This window comes from Marinobacter sp. NP-4(2019) (genome assembly GCF_003994855.1).
Classification (GTDB): Bacteria; Pseudomonadota; Gammaproteobacteria; order Pseudomonadales; family Oleiphilaceae; genus Marinobacter.
Genome location: NZ_CP034142.1, coordinates 477680 through 496691 on the forward strand (window position 1 = coordinate 477680; position 19012 = coordinate 496691).

A 19012-nucleotide genomic window follows, 5' to 3' on the forward strand; every position below is an offset into this window, starting at 1 on the left:
ACGCGTATGTCGAGACTTCTGAAAGACCTTTCCCTGCCGGCGATTGTGGCCGGCTTTCTGGCCGTTCTGGTGTCCTACTCGGGGCCGCTGGCCATCTTTTTCCAGGCGGGGGCGAGCGCCGGTATCTCCACCGAGATGATGACGTCCTGGGTCTGGGCGATTTCCATGGGTGCCGCGATATCCGGCATTATCCTGTCGATCTGGTTGAAAGCACCGGTGGTCACTGCCTGGTCGGCGCCCGGCACGGCCCTGCTGGTGGCCCTGTTTCCGGAGTTGTCGCTGAATGAGGCCATCGGCGCCTATATTACGGCAGCACTCATCATCTTTTTCATTGGTGTGTCCGGCACCTTTGACGCCATCGTGCGCGCTATTCCCAAAGGCATTGCCGCCGGCATGATGGCGGGCATCCTGTTCCAGTTTGGCGTGGGCGCCTTTACTGCCATCGAGACCACGCCGGCGCTGGCCATTGGCATGCTGGTGTCCTACGTGGTGTTTCGCCGCCTGTTCCCGAAATACACCCTGGTGCTGCTGCTGATTGCCGGTGTGGTGCTGGCGGTGTTCCTTGAGGGCGCGTCGCTGTCCGGGGTGCGCTGGAGCATCGCGGTGCCGCAGTTCATTGCGCCGGAATGGACCCTGGGTTCCACACTGAGCCTGGCGATTCCGCTGGTGCTGGTCAGCCTCACCGGGCAGTTCCTGCCGGGCATGGCGATCCTCCAGGGCGCGGGTTATCGGGTCAAAGCGAAGCCAGTCATTGGTGTCACCAGTCTGGTGTCGTTGCCGATGGCGTTTTTCGGCGGTATTACCACCGTAGTGGCGGCCATCACGGCGGCCATCTGCACCGGCAAAGACGCCCATGAAGATCCATCACGCCGTTATGTGGCGGGAGTGTTCAACGGGGTGTTCTATCTGGTGGGCGGCTTGTTTGCCGGCACCATCGTCAGCCTGTTTACGTCGCTGCCTGCCGCGTTTGTGGCGGTGCTGGCGGGTCTGGCGTTGTTGGGGGCCATTGCCGGCAACCTGTTTTCAGCACTGGAAGATGCCAGTCACCGGGAGGCGTCACTGATCACGTTTGTGGTGACCGCCTCGGGCATGTCGTTGTATGGGCTGTCGTCCGCGTTCTGGGGCGTGGTGATCGGCTATGGTTGTTATCTGGTCCTGAACGGTCGCACGGGCGGAAAATAATCGGCCAATGGGGTAGTCTGTGGGCTCACCCATGTTTTGCAGATGAGTACCAATGACTGAACCGACTGATCAGCCGTTCCGCTTCCGTTTCCGGGTCCGCTATGGCGAATGCGACGCCCAGAGTGTGGTGTTCAATGCCCGCTACGCGGACTATGTGGACATTGCCATGAACGAATACATCCGCACCCTGTTTGGAGACTACCAGAACCTGCTGGATCAGGACCTCGATATTCAGGTGGTCAGTCTGACGACCAATTACCGCTCGCCGGCGCGGTTTGATGACGTGCTGGAGGCGCGGATCAGGGCCGGGCGTCTGGGGAATACCTCGTTTACCCTGCATCTGGAATTTGTCCGCTACGGTGACGGGCAGTTGGTCGCTGAGGCCGATATTACCTACGTGCTGATTCGTCCATCGGAGATGGCGAAAACGCCGATACCGGTGCAGATCCGGGAACAACTGGAGGTGGGTGCCCCCGGCGTACTGATCAGTCACGCCGGGGAATAGTGGGGCAGGAGGGCGGTTTTCAGCCTTCCTGCAGGGCCTGAACCACCGCCTTGGCGGCACCTTCCGATGATGCAGGGTTCTGGCCGGTGATCAGTTTGCCGTCCACCACAATGTGTGGCGCCCAGTCATCGCCTTTGGAGTAGGTGGCGGTATTCTCCCTGAGCATGTCCTCCAGCAGAAAAGGCACAACGCTGGTCAGGCCAACCGCTTCCTCTTCGCTGTTGCTGAAACCGGTGACCTCGCGGCCGCCGACGATGTTCTGCCCGGGTTTCACTTCCACGTTTTTAAAGACCGCCGGTGCGTGGCACACCGCGCCAATGACCTTGTCCTGCTCGTAAGCGGCTTTGATCAGGGCGATGCTGTTTTCATCGTTCACCAGGTCCCACAGCGGGCCGTGACCGCCAGGGTAGAAAATGGCATCGAACTGGTTCATGTCCACATCCGCCAGTTTTTTGGTGCTTGCAAGGGATTCTTTGGCGCGGGCGTCCTGCTGGAATCGCCGGGTGCTCTCTGTCAGCGCGTTTTCCGCTTCGCTGTTGGGATCGACAGGCGGCTGGCCGCCCTTGGGTGTGGCTATGGTAATTTGCGCACCAGCATCCTTGAACACGTAGTACGGAGCGGTGAATTCTTCGAGCCAGAAGCCGGTTTTGTGACCGGTATCGCCCATCTGGTCGTGGGAAGTCAGAACCATCAGAATGTTCATGGAATCTGTCCTTGTGAGTGATGGATGAATGGGACTTGGTACTTTCGATGACTGCCTTGGTGTAAAACCTTGTGGCCAGTTGTGGCAAATTCAACCAGCTGATACGGAAAGCAATGCCGGTCAGATCCTGAACGGTCTATACTTAGTCTCCCGAATAATCGACAACACAGAGCCCGAGATTCATGGAACGAGGACTGGCTGTGCATGTAACGGCAGCACTGGTATCGACATTGTTGTTTGCGTTGTCTATACCGCCGGTGTGGGCGACCGATAACATGGCCAGGGAACCGCTGGTTGTTACCGTGGGACTTAACCATGCTCCGCCCTATCGGATTGTCGATGGTCCGGAGAAGACTGGCCTTTACGTGGACATATTCCGGGAAATCGCCAACCGGCTGGGGTGGACCCTGGCCTTCAGGGAAGCGCCGTTTCCCCGGGTTCTGTTGATGGCGCAACAGGGCGATGTCGATGTGATGCTTGGCCCGATCAGAACCAAAGATCGGGAGAAACTGCTGGAGTTTGTGGCCCCGGCGTTCCCCCCCGAGCGCCGTCTGTTTTTCTACATCGAAGAAAAACACCGCATAGACCGATACAGTGACCTGGTCGGTAAACGCATTGGCGTGCTGGCGGGCAGCCGATACTTTCCGAAGTTCGATTCGGATCAGCAACTGATCAAGGAGAGCGCGCCACGATACAGAAACCTGATGCTGATGCTGGAAAAGGGCCGGGTTGACGTAGTCATAGCCCCGGAACTGGTCGGCCTGTATACCATCCGCGAGCTTGACCTGCCGGTGGCGGTTTCGCCATTCTTTGTACCCGGTGAGCGTTCTTACATAGCGGTGTCCAGAAATTCGCCGATAATGGCTTACGTGGACGATATCCGTGCCGCGCTCAAATTGATTGAAATGGAAGGAATACATGAGGAACTGGTGTTGAAGTATCTCGAACAGGCGCAACCTTGACCCCTGATCACAACGACCTCTGGTTTTTACCCCTTGGTGGCACCGGCGAGATTGGCATGAACCTCAACCTGTATGGCCATGGCGGCCAGTGGCTGATGGTGGACTGCGGCGTTACCTTTCCCCGGCCTGGCCGAATTGCCGCGGACGGCACCATTCACCATCGCGGTGAGCCGCCGGTGCAAATGGCGGACCCTGCGTTTATTACCGATCGCCGTGATCAGCTCGCCGGGCTGATTATCACCCACGCCCATGAGGATCACGTGGGGGCGGTGCCCTATCTTTGGCCACTGTTGCAGTGTCCCCTCTACACCAGCCGTTTTACCGCCGAGATACTTCGTCGCAAGCTGGCGGAGTTTGATCTGCTGCACCGGGTACCGATCATCGTCGTGGAGACCGGGGAGCGCAGACCGATAGGGCCGTTCGACGTTCAGTGGCTCGCGCTGACCCATTCGATCCCCGATCCCAATGCCCTGATGATCCGCACCCCGCTGGGCAACATCTTTCACAGCGGCGACTGGAAGCTGGACGACCAGCCGCTGGTTGGTCACGGTTATTCCCGCAAAACCTTCACCGATCTGGCTGAGGAAGGCGTGGCCGCCATGGTGTGTGACTCCACCAACGCCACCGTGGCGGGCCACTCGGTTTCCGAGGCCGCCCTTCATGACGGCCTGCTTGCGGCCATTAACGGGGCGGAAGGTCGCGTGGTGGTGACCTGTTTTGGCAGCAACATCGCCCGTCTGCACACCCTGGCGATGATTGCCCGGGAGACCGGCCGCTATATGGGCTTGCTGGGGCGATCACTGATCAACATGAGCGGTGCGGCGAAAGCGGCCGGCTTGTGGGAGTCTGCCGATCAGCTGATCAGCGCTTCCCATCTGGGGTATCTGCCCCGTCATGAGGTGCTGGCAGTAGCGACGGGCAGTCAGGGTGAACCCCGCACGGCCCTGCGCCGCCTGGCCAATGGCAGCCATCCGGATTTCGAGCTGGAAAGCGGCGATACGGTCATTTTCAGCGCCCGGGCCATTCCCGGCAACGAAGAGGCAATTGATGCCCTGATCGGCCGGCTCAGAACCATGGGTGTTACCGTCATCACGGCGGAAGAGGCAGCACTCCCCATCCATGCCTCCGGACATCCCGCCCGGGAGGAACTCGAAGCCATGTACCAGTGGGTTCGGCCCGATGTGGCCATCCCGGTCCACGGAGAGGCCGAACATATGGAGGCTCACGCCTGTATCGCGAGAGCCTGTGGCGTACCCAGATCCCTGGTTGGTCGTAACGGCGATCTGTTCATGATCCGCCCGGTTCCCGGCATCCGTCGCCAGGTGGTGGAAACCGGTCGCCTTGGCTGGGAAAAGCAGGAGTTGGTGCCGGTGTTCTGAACAGGCTGGCGGCCAGAACGGCACAGGCGATGATCGAAACCACAACGGTTGGTCCGGCGGGCAGGTCGCAACCCGCGGATAGCAACAGGCCAATGATATATCCGGCTGAACATACGGTAATTGCTTTCACGATGGACTGGCCGCGCATATGGCCAATCAGCAGTGGGGTGGCAATCAGGGAAGCAAAGACCACATAGATGCCTGCCTGATCGACGCAAACGGTGACTGCCAGTGCGAACAGGGGAAGGAACAGCTTTTCCTGAATCCGTCCTCTGAGGATTACATGCCAGACAAGCGCCAGGCCCGCGATAATAGCCAGGGGAATCAGGCCCGCGCCGGTGACCCATAGCAGGTCGCCATTGAACGCCTCGCTGAGGCGCTGGGCGCCGTGGGGATCATCGCTGACCATCAGCGTTGCGGCACAGGCACCCAGTACGTAGAGCAGGCCGATCATGGCTTCCCGGTGATCGGGTGCGAGGCGGATCACCCAGTGCACCAGGATGACGGCCACCAGTGCAAACCCGAGGGCGGAAGCGGGCGCGAACCGAGACCAGTCGCCCGGCAATAGCTGCCCGCCGGTGATCGCGCCCAGTGCCGCCCATTGGGCGATGGCAAGATCCGCAAATACCACGTTCCTTTCCAGTACCCGTTGACCCAGCGGCACCAGGGTAACTGACATCAGCAAGCCGGCTGCCATCGGCCACAGTAGCCAGAGCCAATCAGCCATCGCTTTCTACCGTTTGCTTGGGAGCAAGTTGATGAAGTTCATTCACCAGGTGGGACAACAGGCTTTCCAGGCTGGTGGCCGCTTCTTTCCCGGTTACTGTGCCGGGTAACACCAACACAGGCAGATGGGTTCTTTCAGAAAGCCAGTGTGCGGGACGGTCATCCTGATACAGCGCGACCATAATTGCAGAAGCCTCCGGTAGATCCGGATCCTGCAGTACGGCATTGAGGTGAGACGCACTGGGCGGCAGGCCCGGTTTTGGCTCCAGATCAAAGGCAACGTCTACGTCGAGCCAGCGCAGCAGATAGTGGAAACCGGAGTGCTGAACACCCACGGTCATGCCCTTCAGATCATCGGCCTTGTCTCGCCACTCGGCCTTGCTCAGGTTCCAGCGGACCTTCCATTGCAGAAGCCGTCTTTGAATATCCGTAGCCTGCTCCGGGGAAATGGACGCCAGACGCTCCGCCAGTGCATCCGCGATCCGGGGCAGGGCATCCGGATCGAGATGTACGTGGGGATTCCCCTCCGGGTGCACGTCTCCCATGCTGCGATCCACGTGATCGTGGGGCTGGTGCAGAGGCACCTGATCAGCGGCAAAGAAGAGCCCCGGTCGCCCCGGTTGAATATCGCGGTTGGCCGCTTTGCGAAGCAGTGATGGCAGCCAGCCGGCTTCCAGTGATGCCCCGGTACAGACCGCGATATCGGCGTTACGCATGGCGGCTATCAGGCTGGGGCGTGCCTCAATGTAATGCGGGTCCTGATACGCTGAGGTTGCCACGGTCATTCGGGCTTCCGGCACCAGTATTCCGGCCAGATCGGCCCATTCCGGTTCGCAGGCGAAAACGTTCAACGAAGCCTGGGCCGGCAGTGATGCCAGCCCAATCAGAAGTGTCAGGAATAAGCGCTTAGAAACCATGGGCACCATGCGCTCCAAAACTCATCACATATTGCAGCATCACGGTATTGTCGGCGTCCTCGAACCCGTGTGCTTCCTGATGGGTGTATTGCAGTCGTACCGTTGAAAAGTGCGAGTGGGACCAGGCCAGCATAACGTCCGTTTCTTCCAGTTCCTGATCGTGGAAGTGATCGCCATGGGCTTCTTTCAGATCCACCTCGCCGTAACGAACGCCGGCGGACCACTGGGGGGCAAACTGGTAAACGGCTGACGCATACCAGCCTTTGTGAACATCGTCCGAGGTGGCGTCTTCGTTCAGATCATCGGCGTAAAGGTACTCACCACTGAGTGTCAATTGCTGCTGGCGATTGTTGCCTTCTGGTGCCCATTTCCAGACCAGGTCCGCAATGTAGAGGTTTTCGCCGGTATAGGCCGGTCCGTGGCCATGGTCATGCTCTTCTTCATGTTCGTCTTCGTGACCGTGCTCTTCTTCATGTTCGCCGTGAATCTGGCGGTTATTGAGATAAGAAAGACCTGCTTGCCAGCTCTGGGAACGGGAAATATCGCCCCCGAAACGGGTATTGACGGTGTACACGCCAATGTCTTCGTCACCTTCGGACATCCTGCCACCATCAAACGCTTCAGCCCCGATCTGCCAGTAGAAAGGCGTAGGCAGTAGCAGGTTCAGGCGCAGGCCATCGTCGAAATAGTGGCTGCCAAGCAGGGCACGATAGGCGGCCGGGCGCTCGACGAAATCGTCCTCGTGCAGGTGGCGGCTGTTCAGGTAACCAACCTGGGACAGGAAGCGGCCACCGCGGATGCTCAGGTTATAAGGCATGCCGGTGGTCTGCAGGAAAGCCTCCTCCAGCTCTAGCTCGGTTTCACTCTCGTGTTCTTCCAGAACTGCTGTCAGCCGACCCTCAAACAGATCGTCGATGGGGGAGGACAGGGACAGCTCGGTATGACCGAGCCCGAAGCCCTCTTCGCGGTGCGACAGGGCAGTGTTGTTCTGCTTGTAATAGCCGTCCAGGATAACGCTGACGTCCGGGTTCAGTTCGTTGGCCTGGAGCGCGGTGAACGGAAAGATGGTCAGCGCAACGGCACTGGCATGGTTTTTCAACAGCTTCATGGTATTCCTCTGATTATTGGAAATGGGTTGGTGAATTGGCTTCTGAGGATGGTCAGGGACACGGTTGTTTGCTCATCGTCATCCGTCAAAAAATGTTATAACGTTGCGTTTACAGTTGAAGTCAAAGCCAGTCCAGCGCCAGGACCAATCGTGGGTGCTCTCCAGGGGCCGGAGACCTGTGAACAAGGCCGCGCCCCTCGTTTCCGTCCGACGCTTCGCCCTTGAGCAGCCCAATGGACCCGGTCGCAAGGCGCCCCACGTTACTGGCTCCCACCGATTGATCCGGCAAACCTCGTAACCCGGGGCTGCAACGAACGATTCCAGACAGCCAGGTTGATCTCGTCCCGAAAGATTTCAGTCAGGCATTCGGGCTGATCGCCGATAACGGCAATCGGCTTTCCCAGTGCTGCTGGTTTATGTGCCATGGCCTTGTCCTGATGCTATGAGTTGAAAATGACAGGAGAGCAAGTCGTCGATTTCGGCATAAATGATATGTTATAACATAATTAATGTGAAGCCTCAGGAATTCATTTTCAGCACGCAGAGTAGAGAGAGATTATAAAATAACCATAAAAGACAACCGGTTGCCCGTTACTGTCCTGTCCGGTTTTCTTGGCGCCGGGAAGACCACGGTCCTGAACCACATTCTGAATAATCGCGAGGGCTGCCGGGTGGCGGAGACGTTTACCTTCGCGGATGAAGACGGCACGAGTCTTTCCGATGTGGCTCGTCTGGACACGGGCCTGTTCAACTTCGAAAAAGCCCAGCAGGCTCCCGGATGGCTGCGGGAAATGCGGGATGAACACTGGCCCTGAGCGTCTGGAGCCAGGCTGAAATCAGCCCGTCCTGGAGCCGTCAACGGGATGTATCACTTCTACGCCGGGCGCCCTTGGGAATGGATTGCCCGCGGGCGCCGTGGCTTTGTGTGCCCGGGTTGGCCTGACGTTTTAAATCCAGCCACGCCCGAAAGATGCTGCTGGCGTTACCGGCCAATTGGGTTGCTGTTCTGCTCATCTCACCCTCTCCTGTTGGTCTCGACTTATGGGAAGGTTAGCAGTTAAAAAAACTGATGCAAACAATTCTCATTAGCGATTACAAGTCCGGCGCTTGCAAATAAAAGATAATGAGAAGTATTATCATCTAATAAATCAACATGAGGAGCCGATATGGAATTTTTGTGCCCCAATCACCGCCGTGTATTTGCCGACTTGCCGTTGGATGAACAAAAGGAGTTGTGGCTGGTCTGGATGGAAAACGCGTTCGCCCGATATGAGAAGGGGGACTGGCGCAATGTCATCACGATGTCCGGTAGTGCGTTCGATCTGGCCTGCCTGTGTCACCGTCATCATGATCAGTGCATGCACATTGAGCTGACTCTTTCGGCGATACTGGTATTTCGTGCATTGTGGGACCAGGGTGATCATTACGGCGCGGACCGGGTTCTGGCAAGGGCGCTGGAGCAGCTGCAGCCCGATGGCCTGTGCGCGTCCGATCCAGATGGCTGTTGTGGCGTTGAGGAGTGCATGGAGGTATTGCTGGACACCTCCATGCACTGTGACTTCTTTGCCGACTATCTCAACTGGCCCACAACGCCCTTTGCTCCTCGGGCCGCACGCCCTGCCCGGGTGCTTCATTGAGGGAGCAGGTATGTAAAAGTCCTATGGTCGTTCGCTACCTACCTGTATAAACTCGGTCCTGATTCATCTGTATCTAATGGCCTCAGGAGGTAGAAACACCATGGCAATCTGGACCCAGACCCCCAACCTCGAACAAATGATGGAAGCCAGCAGGAACACGGCGGTGCATCACATGGGCATCGAGTACCTGGAAGTTGGTGATGATTATGTCAAAGGCCGCATGCCGGTTGATGAGCGCACCGTTCAGCCTTTTGGCATCCTGCACGGCGGTGCCTCCGTTGTGCTGGCGGAAACCCTGGGGAGCATGGCGGCGAACTGCTGCCTGAAAGACCCCAACACGGTTGCCGTGGGACTGGACATCAACGCCAATCACATTCGCCCGGTGACGGAGGGGTGGGTGTATGGCACGGCCAGGGCGCTGCACATTGGCAGCGCCACCCAGGTGTGGGAAATCCGCCTTGAGAATGAACAGGGCAAGACCACCTGTATTTCCCGCCTGACCATGGCCGTGACTAAACGTCCGTAATACCGCCGGCCAATGAGTTTGCTGTGTGGTTACATCCGGAGGCAGGCGTATGGTATCAATATGTAGTAGCCTGCCATTTGGAGGGTTTGCATGGCCGACCGCAGGAGTGTGCCGCTATGGTGGCTGGCGCTTGCCGCTGGCCTTATTCCGTTTCTGACCATTCACATCACCTTTGTGGTCTCTGTGCTGGAAGGCCACGTTTCGGCCTGTATTCCGTACTGGGACAGCTGCACCAGCATCAGTCGCACCGGGCGGGATGGCATGGCCTATTTCATCTTCAAGGGTGCGATGCTACCAGCGGCCGTATTGGGCATTCTGTTCTGGTGGTTGAATGGCCACTGGTTGCGCCAGTTGGGAATTAATTCAACCGGAGTTGTATGGATTCCCTGGCTCGGGTTGATCGCCTGCCTGTCATTGATGGCGTATACCCTGGCGCTCGGTCACACCGGTGACGGCTTCAACCTGGTTCGACGCACCGGAGTGGTTCTGTATTTCTCGCTAACCTTCATTGCCGAACTCCTGGTCAGTGGCGCGCTCCGTAATCATCCGTCCTGGAGTAGTACCGGTTCACGGCTTCTGAAACTGTGCCAGTTCACGCTCGCAGTGGGTATCCTATCGGTCATTCTCGATGGCGTGGTGCCCGAATTTCATGACCAGAAGGACGACGCCTTTGAATGGGTGCTGGCCCTGCTGATCAATCTCCATGCGCTCTGGCTGGCTATGCTGTGGCGGCGAAGCCGATTCCGGGCACGGCTGTGGGCGGACTGAAGCGGGGATTACATCTGGAGTGTCAGTAAGCCACGAGCCAGAGCCGCCGCACCTGCTACGGTGGCGATTCCAAGAATAATAGGTCGAAGTCCGTCTACCGGCAGGCGGTGGACCAGTTTCCCCGAGAGCCAGAAACCGCCCAGAACACCGGGAAACGTGAGGGCGAACAGGTTGAGTTCCCGGGTGCCGAGATAGCCGGAGGCAAACAGCGCAGTGACGCTGAAAAAGCTGGCAACCAGAAAGAAGGCGGACATGTTCGCGCGCACCAATGGCCCCTTTTCATTCTGGTATATCAGCGCGATGGGCGGCCCGCCCACCGCGGTAATCGTACCCATGTAGGTGGACGCAGCACCCGCCAGCACGCTGTTGCGGGCGTTCAGTCTTGGGCGTAAGCCGCCAATGCTCAGCAGTACTCCGGTCAGTATCAGTACCCCGAAGATCAGCTCGAAGCCCTTGGGTGACAGGATTAGCAGTGTCAGGCCGGCAAGTACGGTGCCTAATGCACCGCCTCCGATGGCGAAACGTACTTCGCGGATCTGCAACGATTCATGGTACCGGAACAGCATGAATACCGTCAGAAGCACGGCGTTGAGAACGAGCGGGGCGGGCACAAATAATGGGCTGATCAGGAACAACAGTGGCGCGGAAAAAGTGCCTATACCGTAACCCGCAACTCCCTGTAGGCAAGCACCTGCAAGTAACGTCAGGTTGGCAAGCAGAATATGAACCAGGGATACTTCGTCCAAAACAAGTCACCGATTGAAGGTAAGGGATTTTGATAGCACAGTCCGGAAACGCCTGGAACTGATAAACTGTGCCCCCTTTTTATCAGTATAGTGGAATGAGAGTATCCGGATGACAGCTCAATCCTCCATTGAACAGCAACGCTGCCCCTGTGGTTCGGGCGAAGCCTACCATGCCTGTTGTCGGCCGTTGCATCAAGGCGGCCCGGCACCGACGCCGGAAGCGTTGATGCGCTCGCGTTATTGCGCCTTCGTGTTCAGGCTTGCCGACTATCTGCTGGAAACCTGGCACCAAAGTACCCGCCCCCCATTCCTGGATCTTGAACAGTCGCCGGACTGGTCGTCCCTTCGCATTCTTGAATCTTCTGTCCGGGGTGATGCCGGAACGGTACATTTCCGCGCGGTCTACCGTCTCGGCGATGGTTGGGGGTATCTGGAAGAGGTATCGAACTTCATAAGGGAAGAGGGGCGTTGGTACTACGTGTCCGGCGAAACTTCGGAAGGCCAGTTGAAACCCGGCCGCAACGAGCCGTGCCCCTGTGGTAGCGGTAAAAAATACAAGGCCTGTTGTCTTTGAAGTCTATGAAGCAACCCATTACCGGCTACCACAAAGATGCAGAAAACCACTGGGTTGCTCAGTTGGCTTGTGGTCACAACCAGCATGTGCGTCATGCTCTGATTTCACGAATTTTCCCGAGGGTAAGAATCTTGTTCCGCAGCTTGGCCTTTTTTCGTTTCAGGCTGTTTGTGAGAGTGTTGATTGTCCCGCTGCCGGTGTCGATGCAACTTTCCGTGTTCTGGAACTGTTCTAGCAGTTCAAGCTGGACATGAAGGTCCTGAAAATCACCCAGACATTGTTGCCACCGTTTCAGGTCCTTGATGCCCGCACCCAGGGTGGGTTTGTCCAGTTCAATCAGGTAACGGATGCGTTTGAGCAATTTGCGCAAGGTGTGGATGTCTTCGTCCGGGGAGTGTTCATCCAGTGTTAGTGCGAGTTCGTTGTAGTGACGTATACGCCGTGAAAGGGCGTTTCGGATATCCTGGTGGGTAAGCTTTCCGAGGAGTTTTCGGAAGGCGGAAGAGCTGATCAGTCGATACCAGTGGTCCATTTCCCGCTGATAGGTTGGTTTTTGCAGGTGCTCTTTTAGCTGCTGGTGTCGGGTATTGGCTGCCGACTGGAAGAACGACAGCGCCCCGGCTTCGCCCAGTGTTTTGTCGAAATTTGCAATAAACACATGGAGATCTCGCAGGGCACTGGTTGCCCTGGCATGGCGCTTCAAGTGTCTGGACGCTTTTTTCAGGCCGGTGTCACCCGTCAGCTCGACCACGGATTCTGCAATGGCGCGGGAGCGCCTGATCGCGATCCGGTACTGGTGAAGAAACTCATCATCAAATCCGTGCATCACGCCGGCTTCCAGGTCCCGCATGAGTTGGTATTGATGAACCAGCACATCCGGAATGTGGTTTGCCAGCGGCTTGTTTGAGGTTCGTGGTGTCTTTTTGCGTTTGCGGATGAACTGCGAGTAGCTGATGTCTTTTGGTGTTAACAAGGCCTGCAACGTACCGCTTCGCTTCTTGAGTTGGCTCCACGGCCGTGCCGGCAAGCGAATGTGCATCAGGCTGCCGGTTGGAAAGCTGTCCGGTGGACTTTCAAGGAGGTACGACGCCAGGTCCAGCAGGGCGGGGTTATGGCCGACGATGGTTATGGTGCGCTCATCCTCAGCGATCGCCAGCTGCTTCAGGAGAACCCGGTAGTCAAAGGTGTACAGTTCTGCCTTGGTAATGATCCTGGTATGCGGGCCCTTTCCCGCCGTGATTCCTGCCAATGTCTGCGTGGCACGCCTGGCATGACTTGAAAGAACGAGGCCGTCCAGTGCGCCCAGGTGCTGTGCGGCCCGGGCCAGTGCCCGTAACTGCTGTTGACCACGGGCATTGAGCGGGCGTTCCTGGTCCCGGAGGGACTCGTCGGCCCAACTCGATTTTCCATGTCGTATCAGGAACAGGTCGGTCATGGGTGGCCTCGGTTGTCTGGTACTTTAGTCTACACCGGATTCAAGTCCGTAACGGGCTGGCCGATACGTATCCCATCGTAATCAACTGTCGTTAAACGGATTGGTGGTTGCAACCCGTTGCCGTGACGAACTTGGGTAACACCGCCTTAACAAACTGGAACAGATGTGGTTGCGGGCCTGTGCATAATTGCATATCAAGCACCGATAATAATGGGATACACGCCGATGACACTGATGACCCGACTAAAAATCCGTTCCCGACTGCTACTGGCTGTATTGCTACCCGTCCTGCTGACGGCTGCCACCATTGCCTGGATTACTGCAAGTCAGATCAGTGCTAACGGAGAGGCAGAACTCGAACGTCTGGAGGACAGCCTGCTGGATGCCCGTAAAACCGGGCTGAAGAATCTGGTGGATGCAGCCCGCGCCGTGGTCTTGGAAGCCAAGAACGACCCCGACCTGTCGGAGCGGGAAGCCAAGGAGGCGGCGGCAGCCCGTTTGCGTTCGATTCGTTTCGACAAAACCAATTATGTCTTTGCGTACACCCGGGACGTCTACAATCTGGCCTATGCCCCGGATCCTTCGAAGGAAGGCCCCACGGATAATCCGACACTCAGGAAACTGGTTGGCAACCTGTTTGATGCTGCAGATAGCGGTGGTTTTTATGGGTACGATTGGGTGAACCCCGCTTCCGGCAACGAAGAACCCAAGGTGTCCTACTCGACGATTATTCCGGACTGGGACTGGATGGTCGGTGCCGGCGTATACGTGACGGATATTGACGCCGTGGTCAATGCCGCTCGCGAGGATATCGAAAAGAACATTCAGGCCACTCTTGGCATTATCCTGGCGGTGACGGTGATTGTCGTTCTGGCGGCGCTGGCCATTGGCCTGTTTGTTGGCCGCACGGTAACCAGGCCGCTGAAAGCCGTCAGTGACATGATGCAGGAAATCGCCGACGGTGAGGGCGACCTGCGCCAGCGCCTGCCCGATGAAGGTACCGATGAGCTGGCGGAACTGGGGCGGCGCTTCAACAACTTCGTTATCAAGATCCAGAACACCATGCGTGAAGTGGGCAGCACCACGGAGCAAGTGGCCTCGGCTGCTGAAGAGTTGAGCCGGGTGGCGAACGAAACCCGGACGTCGGTCCAGGAGCAGGGATCGGAAACCGACCAGATTGCCTCCGCAATCAACGAAATGGCGGCAACCATCCAGCAGATTTCGGGTAACGCCAATGAGGTTGAGAGTGCCGCCTCAGACGCCGATCGCATGGCCCGCGATGGCGGTGAGACCATCACCAATGCGCAGGCTGCGGTTAACCGGCTGTCCGGCGAAATTGACGAGACTGCCCGCAGCATCAATGCCCTGGCTGAGAAGTCCGATGACATTCAGCAGGTGCTGGATGTGATTCATGCCGTTACCGAGCAGACCAATCTGCTGGCACTGAATGCGGCTATTGAAGCGGCGCGTGCCGGTGAACATGGTCGTGGTTTCTCGGTGGTGGCCGATGAAGTTCGTCAGTTGGCCAAGCGCAGCGCCGAGTCCGCGGACCAGATCCGCGAGATGATTGGTGGCTTCGTCAGTGAGTCACGAGCGGCAGTCGAGCGTATGAATGCGTCCCGTGATCATTCCACGGAAACCGTAGAGCGAATCAATCACGCCACCAGTGCGCTGGGCACCATCGAAAAATCGGTTGGCCAGATCCACGATCAGGTCACCCAGATCGCAACCGCGGCCGAGCAGCAAAGCCAGGTGGCAGAAGAGATCAACCAGAACGTGGTGCGCATTGTCGATGCCGCCCAGCGCAGCGATACCGGCGTGACCCAGACTAATGAGGCAAGCCATGAGCTGGCGCGTCTTGGCGAAAGCCTGCGGACCCTGGTTGGCCAGTTCAAGGTATAAATTGAACGGGTAAACGGAACCCTTTGTCTTCGTCGTTCGTTTATTGGTGACAGGGCGTCAGCTTTGTGACCAACAATAACAACGACGGATGAGACAATGAGACAAAAAACCAGACTGGGCGGGGTTGCCCTCACGGCAATCCTGCTTTCCGGCTGCCTGAGCAGCAGTGGCGGCAGCGATAATGACTCAAACGCCCCAGCGCCTGTCGTTGGCGGCGAACAGCAACTTTTCAAGGCAACCGTTAAACGCACCGCTTTCGGTATTCCCCATATCGAAGCCGATGATTTCGTCAGCATGGGATACGCGTACGGGTACGTGCAGGCGGAAGACAATCTCTGCCTGCTAGCGGAGGATACCCTGACCGTGCGCGGCTTGCGTGCCCGTTTCCTCGGGGCGGATGGCTCATATCAGATCCCGTCCAACGGTGCGACCACCACCAACCTCAATGCTGACTTTTTCTGGCGGGCAACCGCCACGGACGAAGCCATCCGGCCCCTCAAGACCGGCAGTGATCCGGAAGTGGGGGAGGCATCCCGTGGTTATGTTGCCGGGTTTAACCGTTACCTTGAAGAGCTGAGGAACGGTCAGCATCCCGGGCGCCATGAGGCCTGTCGCGGTGAACCCTGGCTGATGCCGATGGAAGTGGATGATATGTACCGCCGGTATCTCCGCCTTGCAGTTCTGGCGTCGTCATCGGTCTTTGTTGATGGTGTGGCGACGGCGCAGCCGCCGGCCACGGACGTACCGGAACTGTCCGCGGACGAGATTCTGGATGCCCTTGCGGAGGCGGGGATTGATGACAGCGAAGACCTGCCCTTCCCATTTGCGGATGAATTACCGATCGGCAGCAACATGTACGGCTTGTCTGCCGGTGCCAGTCGAACCGGTGAGTCGATGTTGTTTGGCAATCCGCATTTTCCATGGGAGAAGACCGAACGCCTCTATCTCGCTCACCTGAAAGTCGGGGATCAGGCCGAGATCATGGGGGCTGCGCTCTATGGCCTGCCGGCGGTGCTGATTGGTTTTAATGATCAGTTCGCCTGGAGCCACACGGTTTCCACCGCGTATCGCTTCAGTTTCTATGAGCTGACCCTGAACCCCGCCGACCCTACCCAGTATCTGTACGAGGGTGAGTTTGTGGATATGGAGGCCACCGACATCACCGTGCAGGCGCTGGGTGACAATGGCGAGGTGACCGACGTTACCCGCACACTCTACAGTTCCCGTTACGGGCCCATGCTGACCTTTGAAGCGGCAGGTGTGCCGATACTGAACTGGTCAAACGCCAAGGCCTACACCCTGCGTGATGCCAATGCCGAGAATGACCGCCTGCTGAACCAATTTTTCCGCTGGAATCAGGCTGACAGTTTCGAGGAGTTTGTGGAACTGCATGGTAGCGTGCTGGGCGTGCCCTGGGTTAATACCGTGGCAACCGGACCGGGCAAGCCGGCCTATTACGGCGACCTGACCGTAGTGCCCAATGTGCCGGATGCCAAGGCACAGACCTGCGCCACGCCGTTGTCCCCGGTATTTGATCTGCTGGCTCCGGGCCTGCCGCTGATGGATGGTGCCCGCGCCGACTGTCAGTGGGACACAGACGCGGATGCCCCCGCCGAGGGTGTGTTCGGGCGCTCGAATCTTCCGTCCCTGCAGCGGGATGACTGGGTGCACAACTGCAATGACAGTTACTGGGTGACTAACCCCGCCGAGCCGCTGACCGGATTCGCCGCCATCATCGGTGACGAGGAAACTCCCCGTACCCTGCGTACCCGTAAATGTATGCAGCAGGTTATCCAGCGCCTTGATGGTTCCGATGGTAGGCCGGGCAGTACCGGCTTCGAGCTGGCCAATCTGCAGGACATTGTTCTGGACAGCTCGCTGATGTCCGAGCAACTGGCGCGTGACGCAGTGTTGAGCGCCTATTGCCCGCTCGGTACATTGTTGGGCAGTGATGGTCAGCCGGTGGATATAACCGAAGCCTGCGCGGTGCTTCAGGCCTGGGATGGCACTCACAACCTGGGTTCGGTGGGCGGCCATATCTGGCGGGAGTTCTGGCGCAACATCGATCCGTTGCCGGCGGAATCACCGGACAAGTGGCTGACGCCGTTTGATCCCTCCGACCCGGTCAACACCCCGGCCACTCTCAATGTTCTGAGTCCTCTGGTGCAGGCGGCTTTTGCCGATGGGGTGAAGGCCATACAGGACTCGCCGATGGCGATGGACGCTGCCATGGGCGACCTCCAGGTTTCCGGTATTCACGACACGGTGATCCCGGTGTTTGGCGGTGAGGGATTCGAAGGAGCGTTTACCATCGCCAGTTCGCGCCCACACGATATCAGCGATGGTCGATACGACGTTAAGTACGGCAACAGTTATATCCAGACCGTGACCTGGGATGACCAGGGGCAACCGGTTGCGGAAGGGTTCGTGACCTATTCCCAGTCAACCGACCCGGCATCGCCCTACTTCAGGGATATGACGGAGGCCTATTCCGGTAAACAATGGATCCGCTTCCCATACACGGAGGCAGACATCGAAAGTGATCCGGAGCTGGTACGATATCGCCTGGTGGAACTGGCGCGATAGTGAGCAGCGCATCCATGCAACGGGCACCGGGAACAGGTGCCCGCTGCATTGGCTAAGCGGTATTTGGCACGCTACTATTGTCGGGATTATCAGACAACAACCGATAACAGGTAATACGATGCCAACAATGACTTTCCGCAAACCCTTCCTCGCAGCTTTTACGTTAGTGCTGTCTCTTCTCAGCACTTCGCTGATGGCCGAAAAAACGCACACCATCCGACTGGCGGAAACCTGGGGGCCGGGCTCGCCGATCCTCGGGGAAACGACCCGACATATGGCCGCGATGGCTGAGCAGATGTCCGGTGGTCGCCTGCAGTTCCGTATTGACTCTTCCAACAAGCACAAGGCGCCATTCGGTATTTTCGATCTGGTGCGCCAGGGTCAGTACGACATGGGGCACACCGCCTCTTATTACTACAAGGGCACGATTCCCAACGCCATGTATTTCACCACGGTACCGTTTGGCATGCTGGCCCCCGAGCAGTATGCCTGGTTCTATTACGGTGGCGGTATGGAACTGATGGAAAAGGTCTACAAGCCCTTCGATTTACTGTCGTTTCCGGGTGGCAATACCGGTAATCAGATGGGGGGATGGTTCCGTGAGGAGATTAAGTCCCTGGAAGACCTGAAAGGCCTGAAAATGCGCACCCCGGGTTTCGCCGGCGAGGTTATGGCCGAGCTGGGCGTGGCTGTGACCAATATCCCGCCGGGTGAACTCTATACTGCTCTGGAGCGCGGTACCATTGACGCCCTTGAGTGGGTGGGACCGGCACTGGATCTGCCCATGGGCTTTCACCAGATCGCCGATTACTACTACTCAGGCTGGCAGGAGCCGGGTGCGGAGGTTCAGTTTCTGATCAACCAGAAAACCTGGGACAGCCTGCCAGAAGACCTTCAGGAGGTCCTGAGGGTGGCGATGCGTACCGCCGCCTATGACATGTATATAAAAACCATGCATGAAAGCGGCGAAGCGTGGGACCGCATGAAGGAAGACTACCCCAACGTGACCCACAAGACCTTCCCGCCGGAAGTGATTGAAGCCCTCCGGGATGCAACCGAAAAGCTGCTGGCCGAAGAGGCCGAGAAGGATCCGTTGGCGAAGGAAATCATTACTTCCCAGCGTGAATACATGAAGAAAATCCGCAAGTGGACCAATATCTCTGACAAGGCCTACCTGAACAGTATCTCCACCGACTGAGACCGTTCAGAAAGTGCCGGACAGGGCGCAGGGGGTGTTAATAAACACGCCTTCGTGTCCCTGTCGGTCCGTCTGTGTAACAAAATCGTCAAACATTGTCATTCCTCAGAAGAATGCAGTGTGATGCTCCAGCGTGTCTTATACTCAGGGCAGATCAA

20 protein-coding genes and 2 pseudogenes are annotated in these 19012 nt (G+C 57.8%); 13 read left to right on the top strand and 9 right to left on the bottom strand.

Going from position 1 to position 19012, the window contains the following annotated elements; translation table 11 throughout:
• Nucleotides 1-6: 6 nt before the first annotated feature.
• On the top strand, nucleotides 7-1182 hold the full coding sequence (locus tag EHN06_RS02105) for a benzoate/H(+) symporter BenE family transporter (RefSeq protein ID WP_127329740.1): 1176 nt from the start codon (nucleotides 7-9) through the stop codon (nucleotides 1180-1182).
• A gap of 52 nt (nucleotides 1183-1234) precedes the next feature.
• Nucleotides 1235-1687 (top strand): acyl-CoA thioesterase, encoded by a 453-nt coding sequence (locus EHN06_RS02110; protein ID WP_127329742.1) that lies wholly within the window; start codon nucleotides 1235-1237, stop codon nucleotides 1685-1687.
• Nucleotides 1688-1706: 19 nt separating this feature from the next.
• Here the strand turns inward: EHN06_RS02110 and EHN06_RS02115 are convergent, their stop codons facing one another.
• On the bottom strand, nucleotides 1707-2390 hold the full coding sequence (locus EHN06_RS02115) for a type 1 glutamine amidotransferase domain-containing protein (RefSeq protein ID WP_127329744.1): 684 nt from the start codon (nucleotides 2388-2390) through the stop codon (nucleotides 1707-1709).
• Between the two features lie 182 nt (nucleotides 2391-2572).
• Between EHN06_RS02115 and EHN06_RS02120 the strand changes: the two genes are divergently transcribed.
• Both EHN06_RS02120 and EHN06_RS02125 read left to right on the top strand, forming a co-directional pair.
• Nucleotides 2573-3352, top strand: coding sequence for a substrate-binding periplasmic protein (locus EHN06_RS02120; RefSeq protein ID WP_127329746.1), 780 nt, complete (start codon nucleotides 2573-2575; stop codon nucleotides 3350-3352).
• Nucleotides 3349-4731 carry a ribonuclease J gene (locus EHN06_RS02125; RefSeq protein WP_127329748.1) on the top strand — a complete coding sequence of 461 codons (1383 nt, stop codon included), beginning with the start codon at nucleotides 3349-3351 and terminating at the stop codon, nucleotides 4729-4731. The genes EHN06_RS02120 and EHN06_RS02125 overlap by 4 nt, the downstream gene beginning before the upstream one ends.
• Here the strand turns inward: EHN06_RS02125 and EHN06_RS02130 are convergent.
• From EHN06_RS02130 to EHN06_RS21375, 5 genes are all read right to left on the bottom strand, one after another.
• Nucleotides 4640-5458, bottom strand: a complete 819-nt coding sequence (locus tag EHN06_RS02130) for a metal ABC transporter permease (RefSeq protein ID WP_127329750.1) — start codon at nucleotides 5456-5458, stop codon at nucleotides 4640-4642. The two genes, EHN06_RS02125 and EHN06_RS02130, sit on opposite strands and share 92 nt — an antisense overlap.
• Nucleotides 5451-6374 carry a metal ABC transporter substrate-binding protein gene (locus EHN06_RS02135; RefSeq protein ID WP_127329752.1) on the bottom strand — a complete coding sequence of 308 codons (924 nt, stop codon included), beginning with the start codon at nucleotides 6372-6374 and terminating at the stop codon, nucleotides 5451-5453. The genes EHN06_RS02130 and EHN06_RS02135 overlap by 8 nt, the downstream gene beginning before the upstream one ends.
• Nucleotides 6364-7482 carry a hypothetical protein gene (locus EHN06_RS02140; protein ID WP_127329754.1) on the bottom strand — a complete coding sequence of 373 codons (1119 nt, stop codon included), beginning with the start codon at nucleotides 7480-7482 and terminating at the stop codon, nucleotides 6364-6366. Before EHN06_RS02140 ends, EHN06_RS02135 begins: the two co-directional genes overlap by 11 nt.
• 121 nt (nucleotides 7483-7603) lie before the next feature.
• Nucleotides 7604-7756, bottom strand: coding sequence for a DUF1826 domain-containing protein (locus tag EHN06_RS21370; protein WP_416332535.1), 153 nt, complete (start codon nucleotides 7754-7756; stop codon nucleotides 7604-7606).
• Nucleotides 7743-7907 (bottom strand): DUF1826 domain-containing protein, encoded by a 165-nt coding sequence (locus EHN06_RS21375; RefSeq protein WP_228257396.1) that lies wholly within the window; start codon nucleotides 7905-7907, stop codon nucleotides 7743-7745. The genes EHN06_RS21370 and EHN06_RS21375 overlap by 14 nt, the downstream gene beginning before the upstream one ends.
• A gap of 144 nt (nucleotides 7908-8051) precedes the next feature.
• Between EHN06_RS21375 and EHN06_RS21740 the strand changes: the two are divergent.
• Nucleotides 8052-8159 (top strand): annotated as a pseudogene (locus EHN06_RS21740) (GTP-binding protein); the annotation flags it as partial.
• Between the two features lie 178 nt (nucleotides 8160-8337).
• Here the strand turns inward: EHN06_RS21740 and EHN06_RS21120 are convergent.
• On the bottom strand, nucleotides 8338-8496 hold the full coding sequence (locus EHN06_RS21120; protein WP_164735574.1) for a hypothetical protein: 159 nt from the start codon (nucleotides 8494-8496) through the stop codon (nucleotides 8338-8340).
• Between the two features lie 152 nt (nucleotides 8497-8648).
• Between EHN06_RS21120 and EHN06_RS02155 the strand changes: the two genes are divergently transcribed.
• The 3 genes from EHN06_RS02155 (at nucleotide 8649) to EHN06_RS02165 (ending at nucleotide 10413) form a co-directional block, all read left to right on the top strand.
• Complete coding sequence (locus EHN06_RS02155) at nucleotides 8649-9119, top strand: hypothetical protein (RefSeq protein ID WP_127329756.1); 471 nt, start codon at nucleotides 8649-8651, stop codon at nucleotides 9117-9119.
• Between the two features lie 100 nt (nucleotides 9120-9219).
• Entirely contained in the window at nucleotides 9220-9645 is a 426-nt protein-coding gene (locus tag EHN06_RS02160) for a hotdog fold thioesterase (protein WP_127329758.1), read from the top strand.
• 90 nt (nucleotides 9646-9735) lie between these two features.
• Nucleotides 9736-10413, top strand: a complete 678-nt coding sequence (locus EHN06_RS02165; protein WP_127329760.1) for a hypothetical protein — start codon at nucleotides 9736-9738, stop codon at nucleotides 10411-10413.
• An 8-nt stretch (nucleotides 10414-10421) separates the two neighbouring features.
• Here EHN06_RS02165 and EHN06_RS02170 read toward each other — a convergent pair whose 3' ends face one another.
• Nucleotides 10422-11159: a sulfite exporter TauE/SafE family protein gene (locus tag EHN06_RS02170; protein WP_127329762.1), complete on the bottom strand. Its 738-nt coding sequence runs from the start codon at nucleotides 11157-11159 to the stop codon at nucleotides 10422-10424.
• A 109-nt stretch (nucleotides 11160-11268) separates the two neighbouring features.
• On the opposite strand from EHN06_RS02170, the gene EHN06_RS02175 reads away from it, so the two are divergent.
• On the top strand, nucleotides 11269-11733 hold the full coding sequence (locus EHN06_RS02175; protein ID WP_127329764.1) for a YchJ family protein: 465 nt from the start codon (nucleotides 11269-11271) through the stop codon (nucleotides 11731-11733).
• A gap of 5 nt (nucleotides 11734-11738) precedes the next feature.
• Nucleotides 11739-11798 (top strand): annotated as a pseudogene (locus tag EHN06_RS21595) (DUF3565 domain-containing protein); the annotation flags it as partial.
• Nucleotides 11799-11824: 26 nt separating this feature from the next.
• On the opposite strand, the gene EHN06_RS02185 reads toward EHN06_RS21595, so the two are convergent.
• Nucleotides 11825-13168 (bottom strand): CHAD domain-containing protein, encoded by a 1344-nt coding sequence (locus tag EHN06_RS02185; protein ID WP_127329766.1) that lies wholly within the window; start codon nucleotides 13166-13168, stop codon nucleotides 11825-11827.
• 225 nt (nucleotides 13169-13393) lie between these two features.
• On the opposite strand from EHN06_RS02185, the gene EHN06_RS02190 reads away from it, so the two are divergent.
• The 3 genes from EHN06_RS02190 (at nucleotide 13394) to EHN06_RS02200 (ending at nucleotide 18854) form a co-directional block, all read left to right on the top strand.
• A complete protein-coding gene (locus EHN06_RS02190) occupies nucleotides 13394-15070 on the top strand; it encodes a methyl-accepting chemotaxis protein (RefSeq protein WP_127329768.1) in 1677 nt (558 codons plus the stop codon).
• 96 nt (nucleotides 15071-15166) lie between these two features.
• On the top strand, nucleotides 15167-17656 hold the full coding sequence (locus EHN06_RS02195; RefSeq protein ID WP_127329770.1) for a penicillin acylase family protein: 2490 nt from the start codon (nucleotides 15167-15169) through the stop codon (nucleotides 17654-17656).
• A gap of 127 nt (nucleotides 17657-17783) precedes the next feature.
• Complete coding sequence (locus tag EHN06_RS02200; protein ID WP_127334321.1) at nucleotides 17784-18854, top strand: TRAP transporter substrate-binding protein; 1071 nt, start codon at nucleotides 17784-17786, stop codon at nucleotides 18852-18854.
• The last annotated feature ends 158 nt before the right edge of the window (nucleotides 18855-19012 follow it).